17 protein-coding genes are annotated in these 20,314 nt (G+C 63.0%); 12 read left to right on the forward strand and 5 right to left on the reverse strand.

The window, feature by feature from the left end; translation table 11 throughout:
* The first annotated feature begins 3 nt into the window (after positions 1 to 3).
* Genes QCBJ_RS13885 through dctA form a run of 4 tightly spaced genes read left to right on the forward strand, consistent with a single transcriptional unit; the run spans position 4 to position 3,607 of the window.
* Positions 4 to 954, forward strand: coding sequence for a hydroxymethylglutaryl-CoA lyase (locus tag QCBJ_RS13885; RefSeq protein WP_102061046.1), 951 nt, complete (start codon positions 4 to 6; stop codon positions 952 to 954).
* Positions 947 to 1,330 carry a VOC family protein gene (locus QCBJ_RS13890; protein ID WP_102061047.1) on the forward strand — a complete coding sequence of 128 codons (384 nt, stop codon included), beginning with the start codon at positions 947 to 949 and terminating at the stop codon, positions 1,328 to 1,330. Before QCBJ_RS13885 ends, QCBJ_RS13890 begins: the two co-directional genes overlap by 8 nt.
* Positions 1,327 to 2,268, forward strand: coding sequence for a D-2-hydroxyacid dehydrogenase (locus QCBJ_RS13895; protein ID WP_102061048.1), 942 nt, complete (start codon positions 1,327 to 1,329; stop codon positions 2,266 to 2,268). The genes QCBJ_RS13890 and QCBJ_RS13895 overlap by 4 nt, the downstream gene beginning before the upstream one ends.
* Before the next feature lie 40 nt (positions 2,269 to 2,308).
* Entirely contained in the window at positions 2,309 to 3,607 is a 1,299-nt protein-coding gene (gene dctA / locus QCBJ_RS13900) for a C4-dicarboxylate transporter DctA (RefSeq protein WP_102061049.1), read from the forward strand.
* 191 nt (positions 3,608 to 3,798) lie between these two features.
* On the opposite strand, the gene QCBJ_RS13905 is transcribed toward dctA, so the two are convergent.
* Genes QCBJ_RS13905 through QCBJ_RS13915 form a run of 3 tightly spaced genes read right to left on the reverse strand, consistent with a single transcriptional unit; the run spans position 3,799 to position 7,845 of the window.
* Positions 3,799 to 5,142, reverse strand: a complete 1,344-nt coding sequence (locus QCBJ_RS13905) for a cytochrome c (protein WP_102061050.1) — start codon at positions 5,140 to 5,142, stop codon at positions 3,799 to 3,801.
* A 16-nt stretch (positions 5,143 to 5,158) separates the two neighbouring features.
* Positions 5,159 to 7,390: a molybdopterin cofactor-binding domain-containing protein gene (locus tag QCBJ_RS13910; RefSeq protein WP_102061051.1), complete on the reverse strand. Its 2,232-nt coding sequence runs from the start codon at positions 7,388 to 7,390 to the stop codon at positions 5,159 to 5,161.
* Positions 7,390 to 7,845 carry a (2Fe-2S)-binding protein gene (locus QCBJ_RS13915; RefSeq protein WP_046035403.1) on the reverse strand — a complete coding sequence of 152 codons (456 nt, stop codon included), beginning with the start codon at positions 7,843 to 7,845 and terminating at the stop codon, positions 7,390 to 7,392. Before QCBJ_RS13915 ends, QCBJ_RS13910 begins: the two co-directional genes overlap by 1 nt.
* Before the next feature lie 392 nt (positions 7,846 to 8,237).
* Between QCBJ_RS13915 and QCBJ_RS13920 the strand changes: the two genes are divergently transcribed.
* Positions 8,238 to 10,145 carry a methyl-accepting chemotaxis protein gene (locus QCBJ_RS13920; RefSeq protein ID WP_371916674.1) on the forward strand — a complete coding sequence of 636 codons (1,908 nt, stop codon included), beginning with the start codon at positions 8,238 to 8,240 and terminating at the stop codon, positions 10,143 to 10,145.
* Between the two features lie 74 nt (positions 10,146 to 10,219).
* On the forward strand, positions 10,220 to 11,005 hold the full coding sequence (locus tag QCBJ_RS13925) for a FadR/GntR family transcriptional regulator (RefSeq protein ID WP_012723502.1): 786 nt from the start codon (positions 10,220 to 10,222) through the stop codon (positions 11,003 to 11,005).
* Here QCBJ_RS13925 and QCBJ_RS13930 read toward each other — a convergent pair.
* Together QCBJ_RS13930 and QCBJ_RS13935 are read right to left on the reverse strand one after the other, a co-directional pair.
* Positions 10,960 to 11,775, reverse strand: coding sequence for an NAD(P)-dependent oxidoreductase (locus QCBJ_RS13930; RefSeq protein ID WP_102061053.1), 816 nt, complete (start codon positions 11,773 to 11,775; stop codon positions 10,960 to 10,962). The two genes, QCBJ_RS13925 and QCBJ_RS13930, sit on opposite strands and share 46 nt — an antisense overlap.
* Positions 11,776 to 11,847: 72 nt before the next feature.
* The gene (locus QCBJ_RS13935; protein WP_046035400.1) at positions 11,848 to 12,573 is read right to left on the reverse strand and encodes an oligogalacturonate-specific porin KdgM family protein; all 726 of its coding nucleotides are present in this window, start codon (positions 12,571 to 12,573) and stop codon (positions 11,848 to 11,850) included.
* 347 nt (positions 12,574 to 12,920) lie between these two features.
* On the opposite strand from QCBJ_RS13935, the gene QCBJ_RS13940 reads away from it, so the two are divergent.
* The 6 genes from QCBJ_RS13940 (at position 12,921) to QCBJ_RS13965 (ending at position 20,312) form a co-directional block, all read left to right on the forward strand.
* Positions 12,921 to 14,075 (forward strand): mandelate racemase family protein, encoded by a 1,155-nt coding sequence (locus tag QCBJ_RS13940; protein ID WP_102061054.1) that lies wholly within the window; start codon positions 12,921 to 12,923, stop codon positions 14,073 to 14,075.
* 71 nt (positions 14,076 to 14,146) lie between these two features.
* Entirely contained in the window at positions 14,147 to 15,757 is a 1,611-nt protein-coding gene (locus QCBJ_RS13945) for an ABC transporter substrate-binding protein (protein ID WP_064052566.1), read from the forward strand.
* Positions 15,758 to 15,797: 40 nt separating this feature from the next.
* Positions 15,798 to 16,835, forward strand: a complete 1,038-nt coding sequence (locus QCBJ_RS13950) for an ABC transporter permease (RefSeq protein ID WP_012723508.1) — start codon at positions 15,798 to 15,800, stop codon at positions 16,833 to 16,835.
* Between the two features lie 45 nt (positions 16,836 to 16,880).
* A complete protein-coding gene (locus QCBJ_RS13955; protein ID WP_046035397.1) occupies positions 16,881 to 18,491 on the forward strand; it encodes an ABC transporter substrate-binding protein in 1,611 nt (536 codons plus the stop codon).
* A 50-nt stretch (positions 18,492 to 18,541) separates the two neighbouring features.
* On the forward strand, positions 18,542 to 19,459 hold the full coding sequence (locus tag QCBJ_RS13960) for an ABC transporter permease (RefSeq protein WP_012723510.1): 918 nt from the start codon (positions 18,542 to 18,544) through the stop codon (positions 19,457 to 19,459).
* Positions 19,460 to 19,472: 13 nt separating this feature from the next.
* Positions 19,473 to 20,312, forward strand: a complete 840-nt coding sequence (locus tag QCBJ_RS13965) for an ABC transporter ATP-binding protein (RefSeq protein ID WP_012723511.1) — start codon at positions 19,473 to 19,475, stop codon at positions 20,310 to 20,312.
* Positions 20,313 to 20,314: the final 2 nt, after the last annotated feature.

Genomic DNA, 20,314 nt, shown 5'->3' on the forward strand with positions numbered 1-20,314 from the left:
TCTATGAAACGCCTGTACCTGCAGGAAGTCGCGACCCGTGACGGCTTCCAGAATGAAAAGACCTTTATCGACACCGAACAGAAAATCGCCCTGATCGACGCGCTGAGCCTGTGCGGCTACGCCAAGATCGAAGTGACCTCGTTCACCTCACCCAAGGCCATTCCCGCGTTGCGCGATGCCGAGGCCGTGATGGCGGGGATCCAGCGCCATCACGGCGTGGAGTACACGGTGCTGGTACCCAATGTGCGTGGCGCCGAACGGGCGCTGGGCTGCGGTATCGACGAGGCCAACCTGGTGATGTCGGTGAGCGAGCCTCATAACCGCTCCAACCTGCGCATGACCCGCGAACAGTCGTTCGCCCAGCTCAGGGAGGTGGTCGGTGTGATTGGGCGCGGGCCGGTGGCGGTCAATGTGTCGCTGTCCACGGTCTTTGGCTGCCCGATGCAGGGCGATGTACCGGCCGACGATGTGTTGGCGTGGGTCGGGCGTTTTGCCGAGCTGGGCGTGCGTGGCGTGACCCTGTGCGACACCACCGGCATGGCCTATCCCTCACAGGTGGAGGCCGTATCGCGCCAGGTGCGCGAACGCTTTCCCGAGCTGCAACTGACCCTGCATTTCCACAACACTCGGGGCATGGCCCTGGCCAACACCCTGGCGGCGTTGCAGGCCGGGATCGACCGCTTCGACGCCTCCCTCGGCGGCCTGGGCGGTTGCCCGTATGCACCCGGCGCCAGCGGCAATGTGTGCATGGAAGACCTGGTGCACATGCTCGACCTGATGGGCTACGACACTGGCATGCACCTGGACCGCGTACTGGCTGCATCCGCCCGGTTGCCGGGCCTGATCGGCCACGACACACCCAGCCAGATCCTCAAGGCCGGCAAGCGCCTGGACCTGCACCCCATCCCCGACCACGTACACACCCTGACCCAGCAGGTAGCCCATCATGATTGATCATCTCGACCACCTGGTCCTCACCACCCTTGACCTTGCCGCCTGCAAAGACTTCTACACCCGCGTCATGGGCATGCGCCTGGAGACCTTTGGCAGCGGCCGGATCGCGTTCCGTTTCGGCCAGCAGAAAATCAATGTGCATGAACGTGGGCGTGAGTTCGAACCCAAGGCCCACCTGCCGGTGCCCGGCGCGCTGGACCTGTGCTTTATCGCCAGCATCTCGCTGGACGCCGTGATCGCCCACCTGCAAACCCAGGCCTGGCCGATCATCGAAGGGCCGGTGCTGCGTACGGGGGCGACCGGCCCGATTCGTTCGGTGTATGTGCGCGACCCGGACTTGAACCTCATCGAAATTTCCGAACAGGTGTCGGCATGAACATTGTGTTTCTCGATGGCGCGAGCCTGCCGTCACCGCTGGCTCGTCCCGTCCAGGCCAGCGCCTGGACCGCGCGTGAAAAAACCAGCCCCGACCAGGTGCTTGAAGCCCTGGCCGACGCCGACGTGGCGATCACCAACAAGGTGCGCATTGACCGTGCCAGCCTGGAGCAGTTGCCGCGCTTGAAGCTGATCTGCGTGGCGGCCACCGGTTACGACTGCGTGGATATCGCCGCGTGCCGCGATCAAGGCGTGACGGTGTGCAACGTGCCGGCGTACAGCGCGGTGAGCGTGGCTGAGTCGGTGATCGGTTCGCTGTTTGCGCTGCGGCGTCACCTCACGGCGTACCGCGCGGCAGCCGGCAGCTTGTGGCCGCAGTCCTCGCACTTCTGCGTGCACGGCGCGCGGATCCAGGACCTGCAAGGTTCGACCCTGGGTATCGTGGGGCGTGGCGACATCGGCAGCCGTGTCGCGCGACTGGCCAAGGCGTTGGACATCACCGTGCTGTTCGCCGAGCACCGTGGTGCGCAGCAGGTGAGGGCGGGCTACGCGGCCTTCGACGATGTGTTGGCCAAGGCCGATGCGCTGACGTTGCATTGCCCGCTGACGCCGCAGACCCGCTACCTAATCGGTGCCGCTGAAGTCGCCCGGATGCAGCCTGGCGCCTTGCTGATCAACACCGCACGCGGTGCCTTGGTCGACGAAAATGCCGTGCTCGCCGCGCTCGCCAGCGGCCAACTGGGTGGGGCGGCACTGGATGTGCTGCACGTCGAGCCGCCGCATGCCGACCACCCGTTGCTGCACTGCGACCACCCCAATCTGCTGATCACCCCCCATGTCGCCTGGGCCAGCCAAAGCAGTGTTGCGCGCCTCAAGGCCGTGCTGGCCGCCAACATCGAGGCCTTCGCCGCCAACCGTCCGATCAACGTGGTGACCTGAACGCCCAGCGACGTCCCTCATAAAACCTATAGGCAGAGCCATGACAAAAATAATCAGCTCGTCAATCGACGCCGTGGATCAACCCCTTCCACGGCGCAAACCGTTCTACCAGCACCTGTACGTGCAAGTGCTCGCAGCCATTGTGCTGGGGGTGATCCTCGGCCATTTCAGCCCGGGCCTGGGCGAACAGATGAAGCCCTTGGGCGACACCTTCATCAAGCTGATCAAGATGCTGATCGCGCCGATCATTTTCTGCACGGTGGTCAGCGGCATCGCCGGCATGCAGGACCTCAAGCGCATCGGCCGCATCGGGTTAAAGTCCCTGATCTACTTTGAAGTGCTGACCACCATCGCCTTGGTGATCGGCCTGATCGGCGTCAACCTGCTCAAACCGGGCGCGGGCATGCATATCGACCCGGCCAGCCTCGACGCCACGGCCATCGCCGGCTACGCCAAGGCCGCCCACGACCAGAGCGTGGTCGGGTTCCTCACGCACATCGTACCCACCACGGTGTTCGGCGCCTTCACCGACGGCGACATCCTGCAGGTGCTGTTCATCTCGGTGCTGTTTGCGTTCGGCCTGCAGCTGTTGGGCGACACAGGCAAACCGCTGCTCAGCACCATCGACCTGGTGGCCAAGGCGTTCTTCCGCATGCTCAAGATCGTCATGTACTTGGCGCCGCTGGGGGCTTTCGGTGGGATGGCATTCACCGTCGGCAAGTACGGCGTGCAGTCGCTGGGGGCCTACGTGAACCTGCTGGTGTGTTACTACATCACGGGGCTGGTGTTTGTGTTCGTGGTGCTGAACCTGGTCGCACGCTTGGCCGGTTTCAGCCTGTGGAAATTCCTCAAGTACATCCGGGAGGAGCTGGTGCTGGTGCTCGGCACATCGTCTTCAGAATCAGCTTTGCCGCGCCTGATGGGCAAGCTGGAGAAGCTCGGCTGCGAGAAGTCCACCGTCGGCCTGGTGGTGCCGTCCGGGTATTGTTTCAACCTCGACGGCAGCTGCATCAACATGACCGTGCTGGCGATCTTCATTGCCCAGGCGCTGGACATTGATGTGTCGCTGTATCACCAGGTGACCTTGCTGTTGATCCTGTTGCTGACCTCTAAAGGCGCCGCGAGCGTGACCGGCGGCGCGTTTATCACCCTGGCGGCCACTCTTGGCTCGATCGATGTGATCCCGGCGGCGGGGCTGGTGCTGGTGTTGGGCGTCTACCGGTTCATCTCGGAAGGCGGTGCACTGATCAACGTGATCGGTAATGGCGTCGCTACGCTGTTCATCGCACGCTGGGATGGAGCGTTGGATCGTGAACAGCTCAAGCGTGAATTGGGGTAAGCGCACCGCGAAGTACGCAGCAGCTTCCCCTGGGGAGCTCAGTTAAGGCAGAACACTGTACCTGTGGCGAGGGAGCTTGCTCCCGTTGGGTCGCGAAGCGGCCCCAGCACTTTGTTAAAAAGGCTGGGGCTGCTGCGCAGTCCAACGGGAGCAAGCTCCCTCGCCACAGGTGGCTTTAGGACTATCGCCCTTCAACGCATATGCAAAATGATCGGGCTGCTGCTCGCCGGGTCCGTATGCCCGCGCAACTCGCGCACTGCTTTCGCGTCGACCGCGCCACCGTTGTTGCCCCATGTACTGCGCATGTAGGTCAGCACCTGGGCGATTTCCGGGTCGGACAATTGCTCACGAAACGCCGGCATGCGGTAGGCATCCGGCACGCCGGCGGCGACTACGCGTTGTGAGCCGTTGAGCGTGATGTTGATCGCGGATGCACTTTCCTTGGCCAGTGCCGAGGTGGCGCCGGCCAGGGGGGGCATCCATTCCGGCTGGCCCTTGCCGTCGAGGCCGTGGCAGGAGGCGCAGCGCGTCGCATAGGTGTGGGCACCGGGCGTGTCCTGGCCTGCGGTTACCGCCTGATACTGCCACGGCGCGCCGTCACGCTGCGGGTCGCCGGGCAGCGACTTGAGGTAGCGGGCGATGGCCGCCAGGTCGTCGTCCTGCATGAACTGCGTGGAGTTGTTGAAGGCCTCGGTCATCGAGCCGTAGACCACGGCATGGGCGTTGCGCCCGGTCTTGAGGAATTGCACGATCTGCGGCTCGCTCCAGCGGCCCAATCCGGTGTTGGGGTCTTGGCGCAGGCTGGGGGCGTACCAGCCGTCGAGCAGGGCGCCGGCGAGGAAAGGCGCTCCGGACTCGTCCAGCGCCTTTTCGTTGAACGCCAGACCGCGTGGCGTGTGGCAACTGCCGCAGTGGCCGGGGCCTTGGACAATGTAGGCACCGCGGTTCCACAGTGCGTCCTGGTTGGGCTTGGCGGCGTAAGGGGCGGTCGGCGCGAACACCCCGTTCCACAGCGCGATCGGCCAGCGCAGGTTGAGCGGCCAGGGAATAGCGCTGGGGATATTCGGCTGCTTGGCCGGTTGCACGCCCTGCATGAAAAACGCGTACAGCGCGCGCATGTCGTCGTCGCTGAGCTTCACATAAGACGGGTAGGGCATGGCTGGGTACAGCCGCCGGCCACCCGGCGCGACGCCGTGGCGCACCGCCCGGTCGAAGTCGGCCAGCGTGTAGGCGCCGATGCCGGTGTCCCGGTCCGGGGTGATGTTGGTGGCGTGAATCGCTCCCAGCGGCGTGGCCATCTCCAGGCCGCCGGCGAACGGCGCCTTGCCGGGCAAACTGTGGCAGGCCACGCAATCGCTCAAGCGGGCGACGTACTCGCCGCGACTGACCACTGCGGGCTCGAAGGCGGCGGCGGCCTGTTCCTTTTCAAACGGTGTAGCAGGCTCACGGGTGACATACCAGGCCAGCAGGCCTGCCGCGACCAGGCAGGGCAGCGCCAGCCAGCCTGCGGTTCTTGCGAATCGACGGGTGTTCATGGGCATTTCCTGAAGGTCAGCTGAAGGTGTGTCGGCTCATGGGCAGGCTGCGAATACGCTGGCCGGTCAGTTGCGCCACCGCATTGGCCACCGCAGGCGCGACGGCGGGCAGCGGCGGTTCACCGATGCCGCCCATCTTTTCGCCACTTTCGACAACCCGTACGTGCACCCGCGCCATGCGCGATGGGGGCAGGATCGGGTAGAGGTCGTAGTTGCGCGCCCGTGGCAGGCCGTTCACGTACACCGCTTCTTCGAGCAAGGTCTGGGATAAGCCCAAGGCCACCGCGCCATTCACCTGCGCTTCGACGATTGCCGGGTTGACGATGCTGCCGGGGTCGATGGCCTGCCAGATATCGTGCACCTTGACCTGGCCGTTTTCGATCGACACTTCCGCGATCACTGCCGCGTGGGAGCCGAACGGCGAAGCCATGGCCACGCCACGCGCACGTCGGCTGCCGTCCTCGGCGGTGAAGGGGCCTCGTTTCCAGCCACCGGACAATTCGCCCGCCGCTTGCAGCAGGGTGGTCAGCCGTGGGTTGTCGCGCAGCAGGTGCAGGCGCAACTCATAGGGGTCGTGCCCGCCTTTATCTGCCAGTTCATCGAGGAACGCTTCATAGAAGAAGTCATTCAGCGAATTGCCCACCGAACGCCAGTAGCCGAGCATCGCCGGGCCTTTGACGTAGATCTGTGCGATGCGTTTGTTGGGGATGGCGTACGCCTTGCCCGACAAGCCTTCAAGGGCGGTGGGGTCGAGCTTTTCGCCCTGTTTGCCGGCGATGGCTTCGGTCGGGCCTTCGGTGGCGCTCACGGCTTCAATGGCCACCGGCAGGCCTTTGTCATCCAGCGCGGCGCGGAACTTGACCACCGCGACCGGGCGCAGCACATCACGCAGGAACTCTTCCTCGCGGCTCCAGATCACCTTGACCGGACGGCCCACCGCCTTGGCCAGCGCGATGGCCTGCGGATACGGGTTGGCCGAGTCATACAGGAAATGCCGGCCGAAAAAGCCACCCAGCAGGGGCGAATGCAGGTTGATTTTCGCCACGTCGAGACCGGCGCGCTTGGCGATGTCGGCACGGAACATGTCCGGCGCCTGGTTGGGCAGCCAGATATCCAGCGTGCCGTCGGCGTTGTAGCGTGCGAGGGCCGATGGCGGCTCCAGCTGGGCGTGGTTGAGGTATTGGTTGTGGTAGGTGGCGTCGACTGTGGTCTTGGCGCCTGCCAAGGCGGCGGCTACGTCGCCTTCGTTTTCGTCGTCGCGGGCCGGGCCTTGTTGGGCGGCGAGAAAATCGCGGAAGCCATCGCTGGAAAAGTCCGCCGGCATCACGCGCACGGTCGAGTCGGACGCCGCTTCCTGCCAGTCGGCCTGGATCGCTTCCACGGCACGCTTGGCGTGCCACCAGCGTTCAGCGACCACGGCCACTGCGCCGGGCAGTACATGCACCGAGTGCACGCCTTTCATGGCTTCGACCTGCGCCTGGTTACGCACGCCGCCCACGGTCATGCCCAGGCGTGGCGCGTGTTGCACGGCAGCGTGGAGCATGCCGTCGACCTTCAGGTCGATGCTGTACAGCGCCTTGCCGGTGGATTTGTCATAGGCGTCCAGACGCTTGACCGGCTTGCCGATCCAGCGGAACTGGCTCGGGTCGCGCAGGGTGATGCTGGCCGGGTCGGGTACCGGCATGTCGAGGGCGCGACCGGCCAACTCACCGTAGCCCAGCGAGCGGCCGGACGCGGCGTGTACCACCCGGCCCGGCTGGGTGGTCAGTTCGGCCAGCGGTACACCGAGCTGCTCGGCACCGGCCTGCAGCAACATCGCGCGGGCGAGAGCGCCCAGGCGGCGCATGGTCGGGTAGCTCATGCGCACCGACATGCTGCCGCCGGTAATGCGCATGCCGTTTTCCATCACCACATAAGCTTCGCCGGGCGGAGCGGCCTCGACCACGAAGGTGGCGGGATCGGCGTCCAGTTCTTCGCCGACAATCTGCGCCATGGCGGTGTGCGTGCCTTGCCCGCCTTCCATGAAGGGGCTGAGCAGGCGCACGCTGCCGTCCGGGCGAATTTCCAGGAACGCCGGCACTTGGGTGCCACGTTCTACGGTGGCGGCGGCCTGCACCCTGGCCGAGTCGAGTGGCAAGCCAAAACCGATGACCAGCGCACCCACGGCAGTACTCGCCAGAAAGCGGCGGCGCGACAGGTTGACGGGTTCACCGGATAACAGGTCGAGCAGTTCAGGAGGCGTGTTCATCAGACGCCCTCCTGCTTGGCCAACTCGTCGACGGCCGTGTGAATGGCGTTATACGTGCCGCAGCGGCACAGGTTGATCATAGCGGCGTCGATCTGCGCCTTACTGGGCGCAGGGGTGTGCTTGAGCAGCGCGGTGGCGGCCATCACCTGCCCGGACTGGCAGTAACCACATTGCGCCACCTGGTGCTCGACCCAGGCCGCGACCACGCGCTTGCCCACGTCATCGGTTTCAATGGCTTCGATGGTGGTGACTTCGCGTCCGACCACCCCGGCTACCGGCGTGACGCAACTGCGCACGACATTGCCATCCACCAGCACCGAACAGGCGCCGCATTGGGCCAGGCCGCAGCCGTATTTGGTGCCGGTCAGCCCCAGGTCATCACGGATCACCCACAGCAGGGGCGTGTCGGCGTCGGCGTCGACCTGATAGGTTTTTTGGTTGATGCGTAATTCCATGGCTCACCTGCTCATCATCGGTGGAGGCGGCCATTTTTAGTATTGAGAGTGCGGCGGCCGCTCATTGTCGAACTCTAGACCAGCGCACAAGGGCTATCTATCCGAAATCCGATAAGTCGGAGGATTAGGCAAGTATTCAAGAGGATTGAGCGATGGCTTAAGCGTACGGATTGGCTGCGCTGTTTCTGACCGATTGTTGATCTGGGTCAGTACAACGCCGATTGGCGCCCATGAGCCGCCGCGGGACAAGGTCGACTCGTTTTTATGGGTGATATCATGGTGCTACTATTATGGCGTGCAGGCGTCAATGTGAACCATGGAAATGAGGCTTCAGGGAAATGCTTAAGAATGCTCCGCTGCGACTGAAACTGTTGTTGATTCTGCTGCTGCCCATGCTCGGGTTCTTGACCTTGGCCGGCGTGTTTGTGGGAGACAACTACAAGACGCTGCGTGAAATGAACACCACGGTCACGGCCAGCGGCACTGCCCAGACGTTAAGCCGACTCATCACCACGCTGCAGCGTGAACGCGGTGCCAGTGGGGTATTCCTCGGCAGTGGCGGCAAGTCCATGGGCGAGCGGATGGCGCAGATGCGCACAGACTCCAGTGCTGCCGTCGCGGTGGTGCGGGGTTTATCGGTGTCAGGCAGCGCGACGTTGGACAGCGTACTGCGGGCCCTGGATCAGCTACCGGCGGTGCGTGCGCAGGTCGATAAACTCGGCATCACCAGCACTGAGTCAGGCGCGCGTTATACCGAAATCATTAACGTGCTGATCGGATACACCCATTCCCTGGAAGCGAGCGTCAACAACGCAACCATTGTCTACGCGCTCGGCGCACTGAACCAATTTATCGAAATGAAAGAACGCGCCGGCCGCGAGCGGGTGCTGCTGGGCCTGGTCTTCAACCAAGGGCATTTCGATGAGTCGCTGCTGTCGCGCTTCAGCCGCAACCTGGGCGAATTCGGCGCTTACTACGATGCGTTCCGGCGCAAGGCACCCACGGCCTCACTGCAACAGTTCGACACGCAGATGCAAAACCCCGCCGCCGTCGACGTCGGCAAGTTGCAGCGCCTGGCGTTCGAGGTGCCGATGGGCCAGGCACTGGGGATCAAACCCGAAGCCTGGTTTGAAACTTCCACCCAGCGTATTGACCTGATGGGCCAAGTGGAAGACGCCCTGAGCCAAAGTGTAAGCAACCTGGCGATGCATGAGCGAGATGACGCCAGCCGCGCCCTGTGGTTGACCCTCGGAGCGGTGGTCGTGGCCCTGCTGGCGGTGGCGGTGTTGTCCTACCTGATTATCCGCATGATCGACTTGGCGGTACGGGACGTAAACCGCGTGCTTAACGACTTGGCGCAACGCGATCTGACGGCGCGGGCGACCTATGAGAGCAAGGACGAGTTTGGCCAGATCTCACGCAACCTCAATCGCATGGCAGAGGAGATCAGTGGGGTGGTGCAGGAAATCGGCAACGCCACCGCACAGGTCGCGACGGCGGCGGAGGAGTCGTCCACGGTGACGATTCAGACCAGCCAGAGCGTCGAGCAACAGCGCCAAAGCACCGAGCTGGTCGCCACGGCGATCAACGAGATGAGCGCCACCGTGCGCGAGGTGGCGCACAGCACAAACGATGCGGCGCAGATGTCGCAACAGGTCAACACCAGCACCACCCAAGGGCGTATCGAGATCGAAAGCACCATCGCGCTGATCCGCCAGCTCTCGGGACAGGCCGAGCAAACAGCACTGATCATTGGCGAGCTCAAACACGAAAGCGATGGGATTTCTTCCGTGCTGGACGTTATCCGCGGCATTGCCGAGCAGACCAACCTGCTGGCGTTGAATGCGGCGATTGAAGCCGCGCGGGCCGGGGATCATGGGCGTGGCTTCGCGGTGGTGGCGTCCGAGGTGCGGGTGCTGGCCCAGAAGACGCAGGAATCCACCGGAAGCATCCAGCGGATGATCAGCAACCTGCAAACCGGTTCGGACCGTGCGACCACCTCCATGCAGGAAACCTTGGGCAAAGCCCAGGACGGTGCGATCAAGGTCGAGCGTGCGGGGGAGTTGCTGTTGGAGATTGCTGAGGGCGTGGCGCGTATCAGCGATCGCAACATTCAGATTGCCTCGGCGGCGGAGGAGCAGAGTGCGGTGTCGGAGGACATCAATCGCAATGTGAACGAGATTAATGACTTGGTTATTCAGGTGAGTGCCGGGGCAGAGCAGACGGCGGTCACCAGCCAGGAATTGGCACGCTTGGCCGAGTATCAGCAGCGTCTGGTCAATCGTTTCAAGGTGGCGTAAGGGGCTGCTATGTTGTCGTACAACTGCTTGAGCTATGATGAGGGTTCATTCGCAAACCGAGAATAACGCGCCCGATGGACTACCCGAACGTCCAACCCAGTGCACGTCGAAAGCACCGCAGCATGGCCGAGGACCTGGTGGCCGAGTTATCTCGGCGCATCCACGCCGGCGAGTTGGCGTGTGCGACCAAACTGCCGACCGAGTCGCAGGTCATGCAGGAGCATGGCGTCAGCCGCACGGTGGTCCGCGAGGCGATTTCGCGCCTGCAGGCGGCGGGGCTGGTGGAAACCCGGCATGGCGTCGGGACGTTTGTGTGTGACATCCCGAGCGCGAGTGGTTTTCGTATCGACCCGGCCAGCATTGTCACGTTGGAGGATGTACTGGCGGTGCTGGAGCTGCGCATCAGCCTGGAAGTGGAGGCCGCCGGCTTGGCCAGCCACCGGCGCACCCCTGAGCAGTTGCAGTTGATGCGTGACTCGCTGGATATTCTCCAATCCAGTGCCATCAGTGCCGAGTATGCGGTGGCCGCGGACTTTCAGTTTCACCAGCAGATCGCCCTCGCCACCGGCAACCGCTACTTCACCGATATCATGCTGCACCTTGAGGTGAGCATTATTCCCCGTGCGCGCATGCACTCCACGCGCCAGGCCAACAACGACAAAGAACCCTATGTAGAACGTTTGAGCCGCGAGCACGAGGCGATCTACCAGGCCATTGCGCGCGGCGACTCCGACGCAGCGCGCGCGGCCATGCGCTTGCACTTGTCCAACAGCCGTGAGCGGATGCGCCGGTCTTACGCGGCGGCCAGCGCCGCTCAATCGGTGTCGAACGGCCCGGCTGCGGTGAACGCGCCGCCCTGAAACAGCCGGTCGGGATCGTTCTCGCCAGGCTCCGGCTGGCGCTCGACGGTGTCGCGAAACGCCTCCGAACTGTCCTGCGGGTTAAAGCCCAGGTGCGCTGCGTGGCGGTTGTCCCACCAGGTCGTGCGGTTGGCGGAAACGCCGTAGACCACGGTGTGCCCCACATCACGCGCGAGCAGGGCGCGCTCAATCAAGTGGTTCAGGTCGCGGTAGCTCAGCCAGGTCGACAGCATCCGTCGGTTGCGCGGCTGCGCGAATGAAGAGCCGATGCGCAAACTGACCGTTTCAATGCCATAACGCTGGAAGTAAAAGCTCGCCAAGTCTTCGCCGTAGGCCTTGGACAAGGCGTAATAGCCATCCGGGCGTCGCTCGCTGTGGGCATCCAGGGGTTGGTCCTGTGTGTGAAAACCGGTGACGTGATTGGAGCTGGCGAACACCACGCGCTTGATCCCGTGTTTGCGCGCCGCTTCATAAAGATGAAAGGTGCCGCGGATATTGGCGTCGAGAATCGCTTCGAACGCCCGCTCAACGGAAATCCCACCCATGTGCACGATGGCATCCACGTCCTCGACCAGGGCGTGCACGGCCTTTTTGTCGGCCAGGTCGCAGTGCACGACTTCGTCATGGGCGCCGGCGCTGGGTGTCAGGGGGCTGATGTCGGAGGCGCGCACGATATGCGCGTGGGCTTGCAGGGTTTCCCGCAGGATTTGCCCCAGGCCGCCGGCGGCGCCGGTCAACAGAATGCGGTTGAAGGGTTTGGTTGTGGTCACGTTGAATCTTCCTTGTCGAGGTGTAGGCGCGAGCCCGCCACAGCGAACTCGCGACTGCAGTGCCAATAGGCGTTACATGAAGTTGTACTGCACCCCCAGGCGCCAGCGGGCCTGGCGGTCTTCGCTGGTGGCGTTGACCTTCACGTCCCCGATTTCCATGAACGGGGCCCACTCTTTGGTCAGTTTGTATTTGACGATCATGTTCTGTTCGTAATCGCTCTTCTTGTTGTCGTAGCGGATGTAGTCGGTCTTGAAATAGATGTACTGGTATTCAAAGGCCCACTTGCTGGCCGGGGTATAGCCCAGCCAGCCTTCGAAGCGATTGGTGTGCTGGTTGTCCTTGGCGCGATCCGGCATGTCCTCGTTGATCTGGTCGCGGTCGAGCTTCTTTGCGTCCAGTCGATAGCGCGTGGCGACGTAGAACGCGTCGTTGATCTTGTAGTTGTACTTGAGGCCGAACTTGTAGGTTGTCGAGTCCTTCGAACTGTCCATTTGGAACGCCGGGGTCAGGGTCGATTGCGGGCTGAGCTTGTAGTTGTAGCTCACCGTGAACTCGTGGCCGTTGTTGATCATGTTGTCGTAGGCGACGTCTTCACGATCGCCAGCCGTGCGGTATTTCAACTCCCCCTCGAATCCCAGGCCGCTGTCCATGCGGTAGCCGAGTTTGATCCGGTCAGCGTGAGCGCTGTCGTCTTCGGTGAACTGATGGCGGTAGTTGATGTTGGCGGAGTCGGCGTTGACGCAGAAGGGCAGGCCGAGCGCAGTGACAGTCAAAAGCGTGCGTAGGGTGGTGTTCATACGGTCTTCTTTTATTGTTTTTGTTGGAATGTTCTACCGGCCTGACGCCGGCAGTTGTTACGAACCTGTTACGTTTTGCGCGCCGACATACGTTATCGTATGACTATGCAGTGGTCTACGTGTTATCGGTCGTTTTGAAACACTTGGTTACAAATATGCGCAATGAATACTGGGTTATTCTCGTGTCTTGTTATTTTGAGTTGTCTTTAAAAGCGAGGGGTTTCGGGGGTTTTAGTGAGATTTGCGGCGCGGAGTGGTTGGCTTTTCAAATGTTGTACGATGACCTATGATCATTCTCAGCAGGCGACGCTCCTGTCACAAATTCAATAAGAAGGCTAAAGACGTCCATGAGAATTACCGCAGTCAACGTCCAGGTGTTTTCCTACCCGACTCGCCGCGCAGTAGACAGTGCCGGCCACGCCCATCCCGGCGAAGTCGCCCAGGCCAAGATGGCCCTGTTGCGTATCCAGACCGAGGAGGGCACCGAGGGTTACGCGTTCGGGCCGCCGGAATTGATCCGCCCTTATGTGCTCGATGGGTTTGTGCGCAAGGTGCTGGTCGGGCAGAACGCTTTTGATCGAGAAAAAATCTGGCACGACCTCGCACACTGGCAGCGCGGCAGTGCCAGCCAGTTGACCGACCGCGCGCTGGCCTTGGTGGAGCAGGCCTTGTGGGATTGGGCCGGGCGCAAGCTGGGCGTGCCGGTGCACAAACTGATCGGCGGTTTTCGTGACAAGGTTCCGGCCTACGGCTCGACCATGTGCGGGGATGAATTGCCCGGCGGCCTGGCCACGCCCGACGACTATGGGCGGTTTGCCGAGACCCTGGTCAAGCGCGGCTATAAGGCGATCAAGTTGCACACCTGGATGCCGCCTGTGTCCTTCGCCCCGAGCCCGCGCATTGACGTCAAAGCCTGCGCGGCGGTGCGCGAGGCGGTGGGTCCGGACATCGCGCTGATGCTCGACGGCTATCACTGGTACAACCGAACCGACGCCCTGTATATCGGCCGCGAGCTGCAGAAGCTCGATTTCGCCTGGTTCGAAGAACCGATGATGGAAGACTCCGCCGAATCCTATGCCTGGTTGGCGGGCCAGTTGGACATCCCGGTACTGGGCCCGGAAACCCTGGCCGGCAAACACTTGAGTCGCGCCAGCTGGGTGAAGAATGATGTGTGCGACATCCTGCGTGCCGGGGTCGCCGGCGTCGGCGGTATCGGCCCGTGCCTGAAGGTGGCGCACATGGCCGAATCGTTCGGGATGGATTGTGAAATTCACGGCAATGGCGCGGCCAACCTGGCCGTGGTCGGTGCGATCAAAAACTGCACCTGGTACGAGCGTGGGTTGCTGCACCCGTATTTGGATTACGACGAAGTACCGGCCTACCTCAAGCGCCTGGTCGACCCGATGGACAGCGATGGGTTTGTGCACTTGTCCGATTTGCCGGGACTGGGCGAAGACATTGATTTCGAATTTATCGAGGCCAACACGCTTAACCGCTTTTGATGTGAACTGAGGTCTCCCGGCCACGGCCGGGACACCCACGAGCCCTATAAATATAAGAAAGGCGTTTTACTATGAGCATTCTTCCTTCGCTGTGGGCGCGGGTGCTGGCGGCGACCCTGGTGGTTGGCGCAGTCCCTGTGGTGCAGGCCAAGACCCCGGCTGATCAGTTGATCGTCGGCATGAGCATGATCAATCTGCTGTCGCTGGATCCGGCCGCGGCCACCGGGCTGGATGTGTCGGAGATCAATGCCAATCTCTATGACATGTTGCTGGTGCAGGACGTGGCCAGGCCCGACCAATTGGTGCCGGCACTGGCCGAGCGTTGGCAGGTCAGCGATGACCGCAAGACCCTCACCTTTAACCTGCGCACCGATGTGAAATTCCAATCCGGCAACCCGCTGAGTGCCGATGATGTCGCCTGGTCATTGCAGCGGGTGCTCAAGCTGAACCTGGCGCTGGCTTCCACCTGGAAGGCCTATGGCTTCAGCGCCGACAATGTCGAGCGCTACATGCGCGCCACCGACCCCAACACCTTCGTGATCGAACTGCCACGCCCGACCGACCCACAGCTGGTGCTCAACACCCTGGCGACGTCGCCCAGTGCGTTTATCCTCGACCGTAAAACCGTGCTCGAACACCAGAAAAACAACGACATGGGCGCCGCCTGGCTGGTCACCCACGCGGCCGGCAGCGGCGCGTTCGTGCTCAACGACTGGCGCGCCAACGACGTGATCCTGATGACCCGTTTCGACGGCTACTGGGGTGGCCCGGCCAAACTCAAGCGGATCGTCATGCGCAACATGACCGAGTCCCAGTCGTTGCGCCTGATGATCGAGCGCGGCGACCTGGACATCGCCAAAGGCATGTCCGCACCCGATATCCAGGCCTTGCAGGGTAACCCCAAGGTACGCACTCAGACCCTGCAGCGCGGCACCTTGTATTACGTGGCGTTGAGCGTGAAGCAGCCGATGTTCGCCGACGCCCGCGTGCGCAAAGCCGTGCGTTCGCTGATCGATTACCAGGGCATCAACCAGACGGTGATGCCGCACTACGGCCTGATCAACCAGCGCCCACTGCCGCTGGGCCTGGCGGCGCGCCTGCCGGACCCGGGCTATCGCCTGAACGTCGAGGAAGCCAAGGCGCTCCTGGCGCAGGCCGGCTACCCCAACGGTTTCAAGACCACCATTCGCGTGCTGGCCGAGCCGCCGTTCATCAATATCGCTTCCAACCTGCAATCGACCTTGGCCCAGGCCGGGATCGAAGCCAGCATCATCACCGGCACCGGCAACCAGATCTACGGCGCGATGCGTGAGCGCAGCTTCGACATCATCGTCGGCCGCGGCGGCGGCGGGGCGGAGCGCCACCCGCATTCCAGCTTGCGTACCCTGGTGTACAACCCGGACAACCGTGACGAAGCCAAATTAAGCAACTTCCAAGGCTGGCGCACCTCGTTCTACAGCCCCGAGTTGAACCAGTTGATCGAACGTGCCGAGGTCGAGCCCGATGGCGCCAAGCAACTGGCCCAGTACCGGCAGGTCCAGCAACTGCTCGACGAGCAAGTGGGCGCGATCCTGCCGGTATCCCAGATGACCGACACCGTGCTGGTCTACAGCGACGTGACGGATTTCCAGGGGCACACGGCCGCCACTACCCGCTACAAGGACGTCTACAAGACGCGCTAAGGCCGCGCATCCTCGGATGCCGACTGCACAGGAGCTTCCCATGTTTGTTATGACTGCCTCGGTAATGGGCGCTCGCGCGTCCAACACAGCCCGGCGTGCCGGTACGGTCCTGGTGACCTTGCTCGGCCTGCTGGCGCTGACGTTCATCATCGGCCGGGTCATGCCGCTCGACCCCGTGCTGGCCGTGGTCGGGCCGGACGCCGACAGCTCCACCTACGACCAGGTGTACCGGGCCATGGGGCTGGATAAGCCGATCTGGACTCAGTTCGGCCTGTACCTCAACGACCTGTTGCACGGTAACTTCGGCAACGCACTGTTGACCGGCCACCCGGTACTGGATGACATCCGCCGGGTGTTCCCCGCGACCATCGAACTGGCGACCCTGGCGATCCTGTTCGGCATCGTCATCGGCCTGCCGCTGGGCGTGTGTGCCGCCAGTAACCAGGGGCGCATGGGCGATCATGTGGCGCGGGTCATCACCTTGTTCGGCTATTCCACGCCGATTTTCTGGCTGGGCATGATGGGCTTGCTGGTGTTCTACGCCTGGCTCGGTTGGGCCGGCGGGGCAGGGCGCATCGACCTGGCGTACGACGGCATGGTGCCCGACGTGACCGGCCTGTTGCTGATCGACACGGCGCTCGCCCGCGACTGGGAGGCCTTTACCAGCGCCTTGCGCCATATCGTGCTGCCGGCGCTGATCCTGGGGCTGAATTCGGTCGCTTACATCAGCCGCATGACCCGCAGCTTCATGCTGGAGCAGCTGTCCCAGGAGTACATCATCACCGCTCGCGTCAAAGGCTTGTCCCGGCGCCAGGTGGTGTGGGGCCACGCTTTTCGCAACATCCTCGTGCAATTGCTGACGGTGGTGGCCCTGGCCTACGGCTCGCTGCTCGAAGGCGCCGTGCTGATCGAGACCGTGTTTGCCTGGCCCGGTTTTGGCCAGTACCTCACCAGCAGCCTGATGCTGGGGGACATGAACGCGGTGATGGGGTGCGTGCTGGTGATCGGCTTGATCTTTGTCGCGCTCAACCTGATCAGCGATGCCCTCTACAAAGTGTTCGACCCGCGCACCCGTTAAGCGCTTCGCAGTACCGATAAAACTATAAAAAGAAGGATTCTTTCAATGACGACTGCATTTTCAACACTGCGCCTGAGCCTGCTGGCGGCCGCACTGGCGCTGGGCCCGATGACGCTGGCCCAGGCCAAGACCCCGGCCGATCAACTGATCGTGGGCATGAGCATGGTCAACCTGTTCTCCATCGACCCGGCCAACGCGCCCGGCCTCGACGCCTCCGGGGTCAACGCCAACCTCTACGACACACTGATCAAGCGCGACCAGGGCAACCCGGAAAAGCACCTGCCGCAACTGGCCGAACGCTGGGACATCAGCGAAGACGGCAAGCAAGTGACCTTTCATCTGCGCCAGGACGTGAAGTTCCACTCCGGCAACCCGCTGACCGCCGAGGATGTGGCCTGGTCGCTGTACCGGGTGATGAAACTCAATTTCGGCCTGGCCACCACCTGGAAAGCCTACGGCTACAGCGTCGAGAATATTCAGTCGCTGATCCGCGCCACGGATGCCCACACGCTGGTCATCGACCTGCCGCAGACCATGGACCCGCTGCTGCTGGTGGACTCGCTGGCCATCTCGCCGAGCGCCGTGGTGGTGGACCGCAAGACCGCCCTGGCCCACGAGAAAAACGGTGACCTGGGGGCCGGTTGGCTGGTGACCAACGAAGCGGGCAGCGGCCCCTTCGTGCTGACCAAATGGAGCGCCAACGACTCGCTGTTGCTGACCCGGTTCGATGGCTACTGGGGCGGGGCGGCCAAGCTCAAGCGTGTGGTGGTGCGGCATATGACCGAGTCCCAGTCGCTGCGCCTGATGCTTGAGCGCGGCGACCTCGACCTGGCGTATGGCATGGCCGCACCGGACATTCGCGCCATCGACGGCTCGGACAAGATCCAGGTGCAGTCATTGCCGCGCGGCACGATGTACTACGTCGCCATGAGCATGAAGCAACCCGAGTTTGCCAAGCCCCAGGTGCGTGAAGCGGTGCGCAACTTGATTGACTACAAGGGCCTGGATGAGCAGGTGATGCCGTATTACGGCACGCTCAATCAGCAGCCGATGCAGTTGGGGTTGGCGGCGCGTTTGCCGGATCCGGGCTATCACATGGATGTGCCGAAGGCGAAAAAGCTGCTTGCCGAGGCGGGGTATCCCGAGGGGTTCACGACCACTATCCGCACGCTGTCGGAGCCGCCGTTCATTGATATCGCCGCGCGCCTGCAAGCGACATTGGCCGAAGGCGGGATCAAGGCGAGCATCGTCACCGGCACCGGCAACCAGGTCTACGGCGCGATGCGTGCGCGCAATTTCGAGATCATTGTGGCGCGTGGGGCTGAGCGTTATCCCCATCCGTATTTCAGCCTGCGCACGTTCGCCTATAACCCCAACAACAGTGACGACGCCGGTTTGCCCAACTTCCAGGGCTGGCGCGCCTCGTTCTTCAGCCCGCCGCTCAACAGCCTGATCGACAAGGCCGGCGTGACGCGTGACGCGGCGCAGCGCATCAGCCTGTATCACCAGGCGCAGACCCTCTATGACCAACAGGTCGGGCCGATCCTGATGATCTCGCAAATGACCGACACCGTGGTCAGCGCCGCCGACGTCAAGGGCTTCAGCGGTGACGACGCCGAGGCCACCCGCTACCTGGGTGTCTACAAGGCGCGCTGAGTCGGGCCGGGTACGCCCGGCATTCCTGAATTCACACAGAGAACATGCTGATGAATGCCAACCTGTCTTCGATTGATTCCACCCTGAAGCGGCGGGCCGAGCGTACGCCCGGCTCCAGCTTCGATGCCTTGTGCAAGAGCGGCGTGCGGATTTTGCGCCACCTGTTGCGTAACCCCATGACCCTGGCCGGCCTGCTGGTGGCGTTGCTGCTGATCGTGGTGGCGGCGTTCGCGCCGTGGATCGCTACGCATGATCCGGTCGCGCAGAACCTCGCCAACGCCTTGCAGGCGCCGGGCGCAGCACATTGGTTCGGCACCGATGAATATGGCCGGGACATTTTCAGCCGGCTGGTCTACGGCTCGCGCATCACCTTGTACATCATTGCGTTGGTAACGGTGATCGTCGGCCCCATCGGCCTGTTTATCGGCACCGTGTCGGGGTACTTCGGCGGCGCCGTGGATACGGTGTTCATGCGCCTGACCGACATCTTCATTTCCTTCCCCAGCCTGGTGTTGGCCCTGGCGTTTATCGCCGCTCTAGGCCCTGGCCTGGAACACGCCGTGGTGGCGATTGCGTTGACCTCCTGGCCGCCCATCGCACGCCTGGCGCGGGCGGAAACCCTGTCACTGCGCAATGCCGATTTCGTTGTGGCCGTGGAGCTGCAAGGGGCGTCGCCGGCGCGGATTATCCTGCGCCATATCGTGCCGATGTGCCTGTCGTCGGTGATCATCCGCCTGACCATGAACATGGCTGGGATCATCCTCACGGCGGCAGCCCTGGGCTTCCTCGGCCTGGGCGCGCAGGCGCCGCTGCCGGAGTGGGGCGCGATGATTTCCACCGGGCGCCGCTACATGCTCGAGTGCTGGTGGCTGGTCGCCGTGCCGGGGGCGGCGATCATGTTGGTCAGCCTGGCATTCAACCTGTTGGGCGACGGCCTGCGGGACATTCTTGATCCGCGTAGCGAATAACGGAGCCACACCTATGTCCGCCATCAAATTGAACGTCGAAGGGCTCAACGTGCGCTTCTTCAACGGCCAGAAAGAAACCCATGCCGTGCGCGATGTGTCGTTTGCCCTGGGCCGCGAAAAGCTGGCGATCGTCGGCGAGTCCGGTTCGGGCAAATCCACGGTCGGCCGCAGCCTGCTCAAGCTGCACCCGCCGAGCGCGAGGATCAGCGCCAAGGCCATGGCGTTTGGTGAGGTCGACCTGCTCTCGGCCAGCGAAAAAGCCATGCAGAAGATTCGCGGCCAGCGCATCTCGATGATCATGCAAGACCCCAAGTATTCGTTGAACCCGGTGGTCAAGGTGGGCGACCAGATCGCCGAAGCCTACCTGGCCCACCACAAGGCCAGCCGCAGCGAGGCCCGTGAGCGGGTCATGCAGATGCTGGAACAGGTGCATATCCGCGATCCGAAGCGGGTCTACAACCTGTACCCCCACGAAGTCTCGGGCGGCATGGGGCAGCGCATCATGATCGCGATGATGGTCATCACCCGCCCGGAGGTGATCATTGCCGATGAACCCACCTCGGCCCTCGACGTCTCGGTGCGCCAGCAAGTGCTCAGCGTGCTGGAGGAGTTGGTGGAGCAGCAGCAGATGGGCCTGATCTTCGTCAGCCACGACCTCAACCTGGTCCGCAACTACTGCGACCGCGTGCTGGTGATGTACGCCGGACGCGTGGTGGAATCCCTGGCGGCGTGCGACCTGCAATACGCCGAACATCCCTACACCCGTGGCCTGCTGGCCGCATTGCCAAGCATGGACAACCGCCGCGTGCACCTGCCGGTGCTCCAGCGCGACCCGCTTTGGCTGACCCACTGAGG

It is taken from the genome of Pseudomonas sp. QC2 (assembly GCF_002859085.1).
Lineage (GTDB): Bacteria > Pseudomonadota > Gammaproteobacteria > Pseudomonadales > Pseudomonadaceae > Aquipseudomonas > Aquipseudomonas petroselini.

What these genes read in the sequence shown, in the direction of transcription:
- QCBJ_RS13885 (WP_102061046.1), top strand. Translation starts at nt 4, where the DNA reads ATGAAACGCCTGTACCTGCAGGAAGTCGCGACCCGTGACGGCTTCCAG.
- QCBJ_RS13890 (WP_102061047.1), top strand. Translation starts at nt 947, where the DNA reads ATGATTGATCATCTCGACCACCTGGTCCTCACCACCCTTGACCTTGCC.
- QCBJ_RS13895 (WP_102061048.1), top strand. Translation starts at nt 1,327, where the DNA reads ATGAACATTGTGTTTCTCGATGGCGCGAGCCTGCCGTCACCGCTGGCT.
- dctA (WP_102061049.1), top strand. Translation starts at nt 2,309, where the DNA reads ATGACAAAAATAATCAGCTCGTCAATCGACGCCGTGGATCAACCCCTT.
- QCBJ_RS13905 (WP_102061050.1), bottom strand. Translation starts at nt 5,142, where the DNA reads ATGAACACCCGTCGATTCGCAAGAACCGCAGGCTGGCTGGCGCTGCCC.
- QCBJ_RS13910 (WP_102061051.1), bottom strand. Translation starts at nt 7,390, where the DNA reads ATGAACACGCCTCCTGAACTGCTCGACCTGTTATCCGGTGAACCCGTC.
- QCBJ_RS13915 (WP_046035403.1), bottom strand. Translation starts at nt 7,845, where the DNA reads ATGGAATTACGCATCAACCAAAAAACCTATCAGGTCGACGCCGACGCC.
- QCBJ_RS13920 (WP_371916674.1), top strand. Translation starts at nt 8,238, where the DNA reads ATGCTCGGGTTCTTGACCTTGGCCGGCGTGTTTGTGGGAGACAACTAC.
- QCBJ_RS13925 (WP_012723502.1), top strand. Translation starts at nt 10,220, where the DNA reads ATGGACTACCCGAACGTCCAACCCAGTGCACGTCGAAAGCACCGCAGC.
- QCBJ_RS13935 (WP_046035400.1), bottom strand. Translation starts at nt 12,573, where the DNA reads ATGAACACCACCCTACGCACGCTTTTGACTGTCACTGCGCTCGGCCTG.
- QCBJ_RS13940 (WP_102061054.1), top strand. Translation starts at nt 12,921, where the DNA reads ATGAGAATTACCGCAGTCAACGTCCAGGTGTTTTCCTACCCGACTCGC.
- QCBJ_RS13945 (WP_064052566.1), top strand. Translation starts at nt 14,147, where the DNA reads ATGAGCATTCTTCCTTCGCTGTGGGCGCGGGTGCTGGCGGCGACCCTG.
- QCBJ_RS13950 (WP_012723508.1), top strand. Translation starts at nt 15,798, where the DNA reads ATGTTTGTTATGACTGCCTCGGTAATGGGCGCTCGCGCGTCCAACACA.
- QCBJ_RS13955 (WP_046035397.1), top strand. Translation starts at nt 16,881, where the DNA reads ATGACGACTGCATTTTCAACACTGCGCCTGAGCCTGCTGGCGGCCGCA.
- QCBJ_RS13960 (WP_012723510.1), top strand. Translation starts at nt 18,542, where the DNA reads ATGAATGCCAACCTGTCTTCGATTGATTCCACCCTGAAGCGGCGGGCC.
- QCBJ_RS13965 (WP_012723511.1), top strand. Translation starts at nt 19,473, where the DNA reads ATGTCCGCCATCAAATTGAACGTCGAAGGGCTCAACGTGCGCTTCTTC.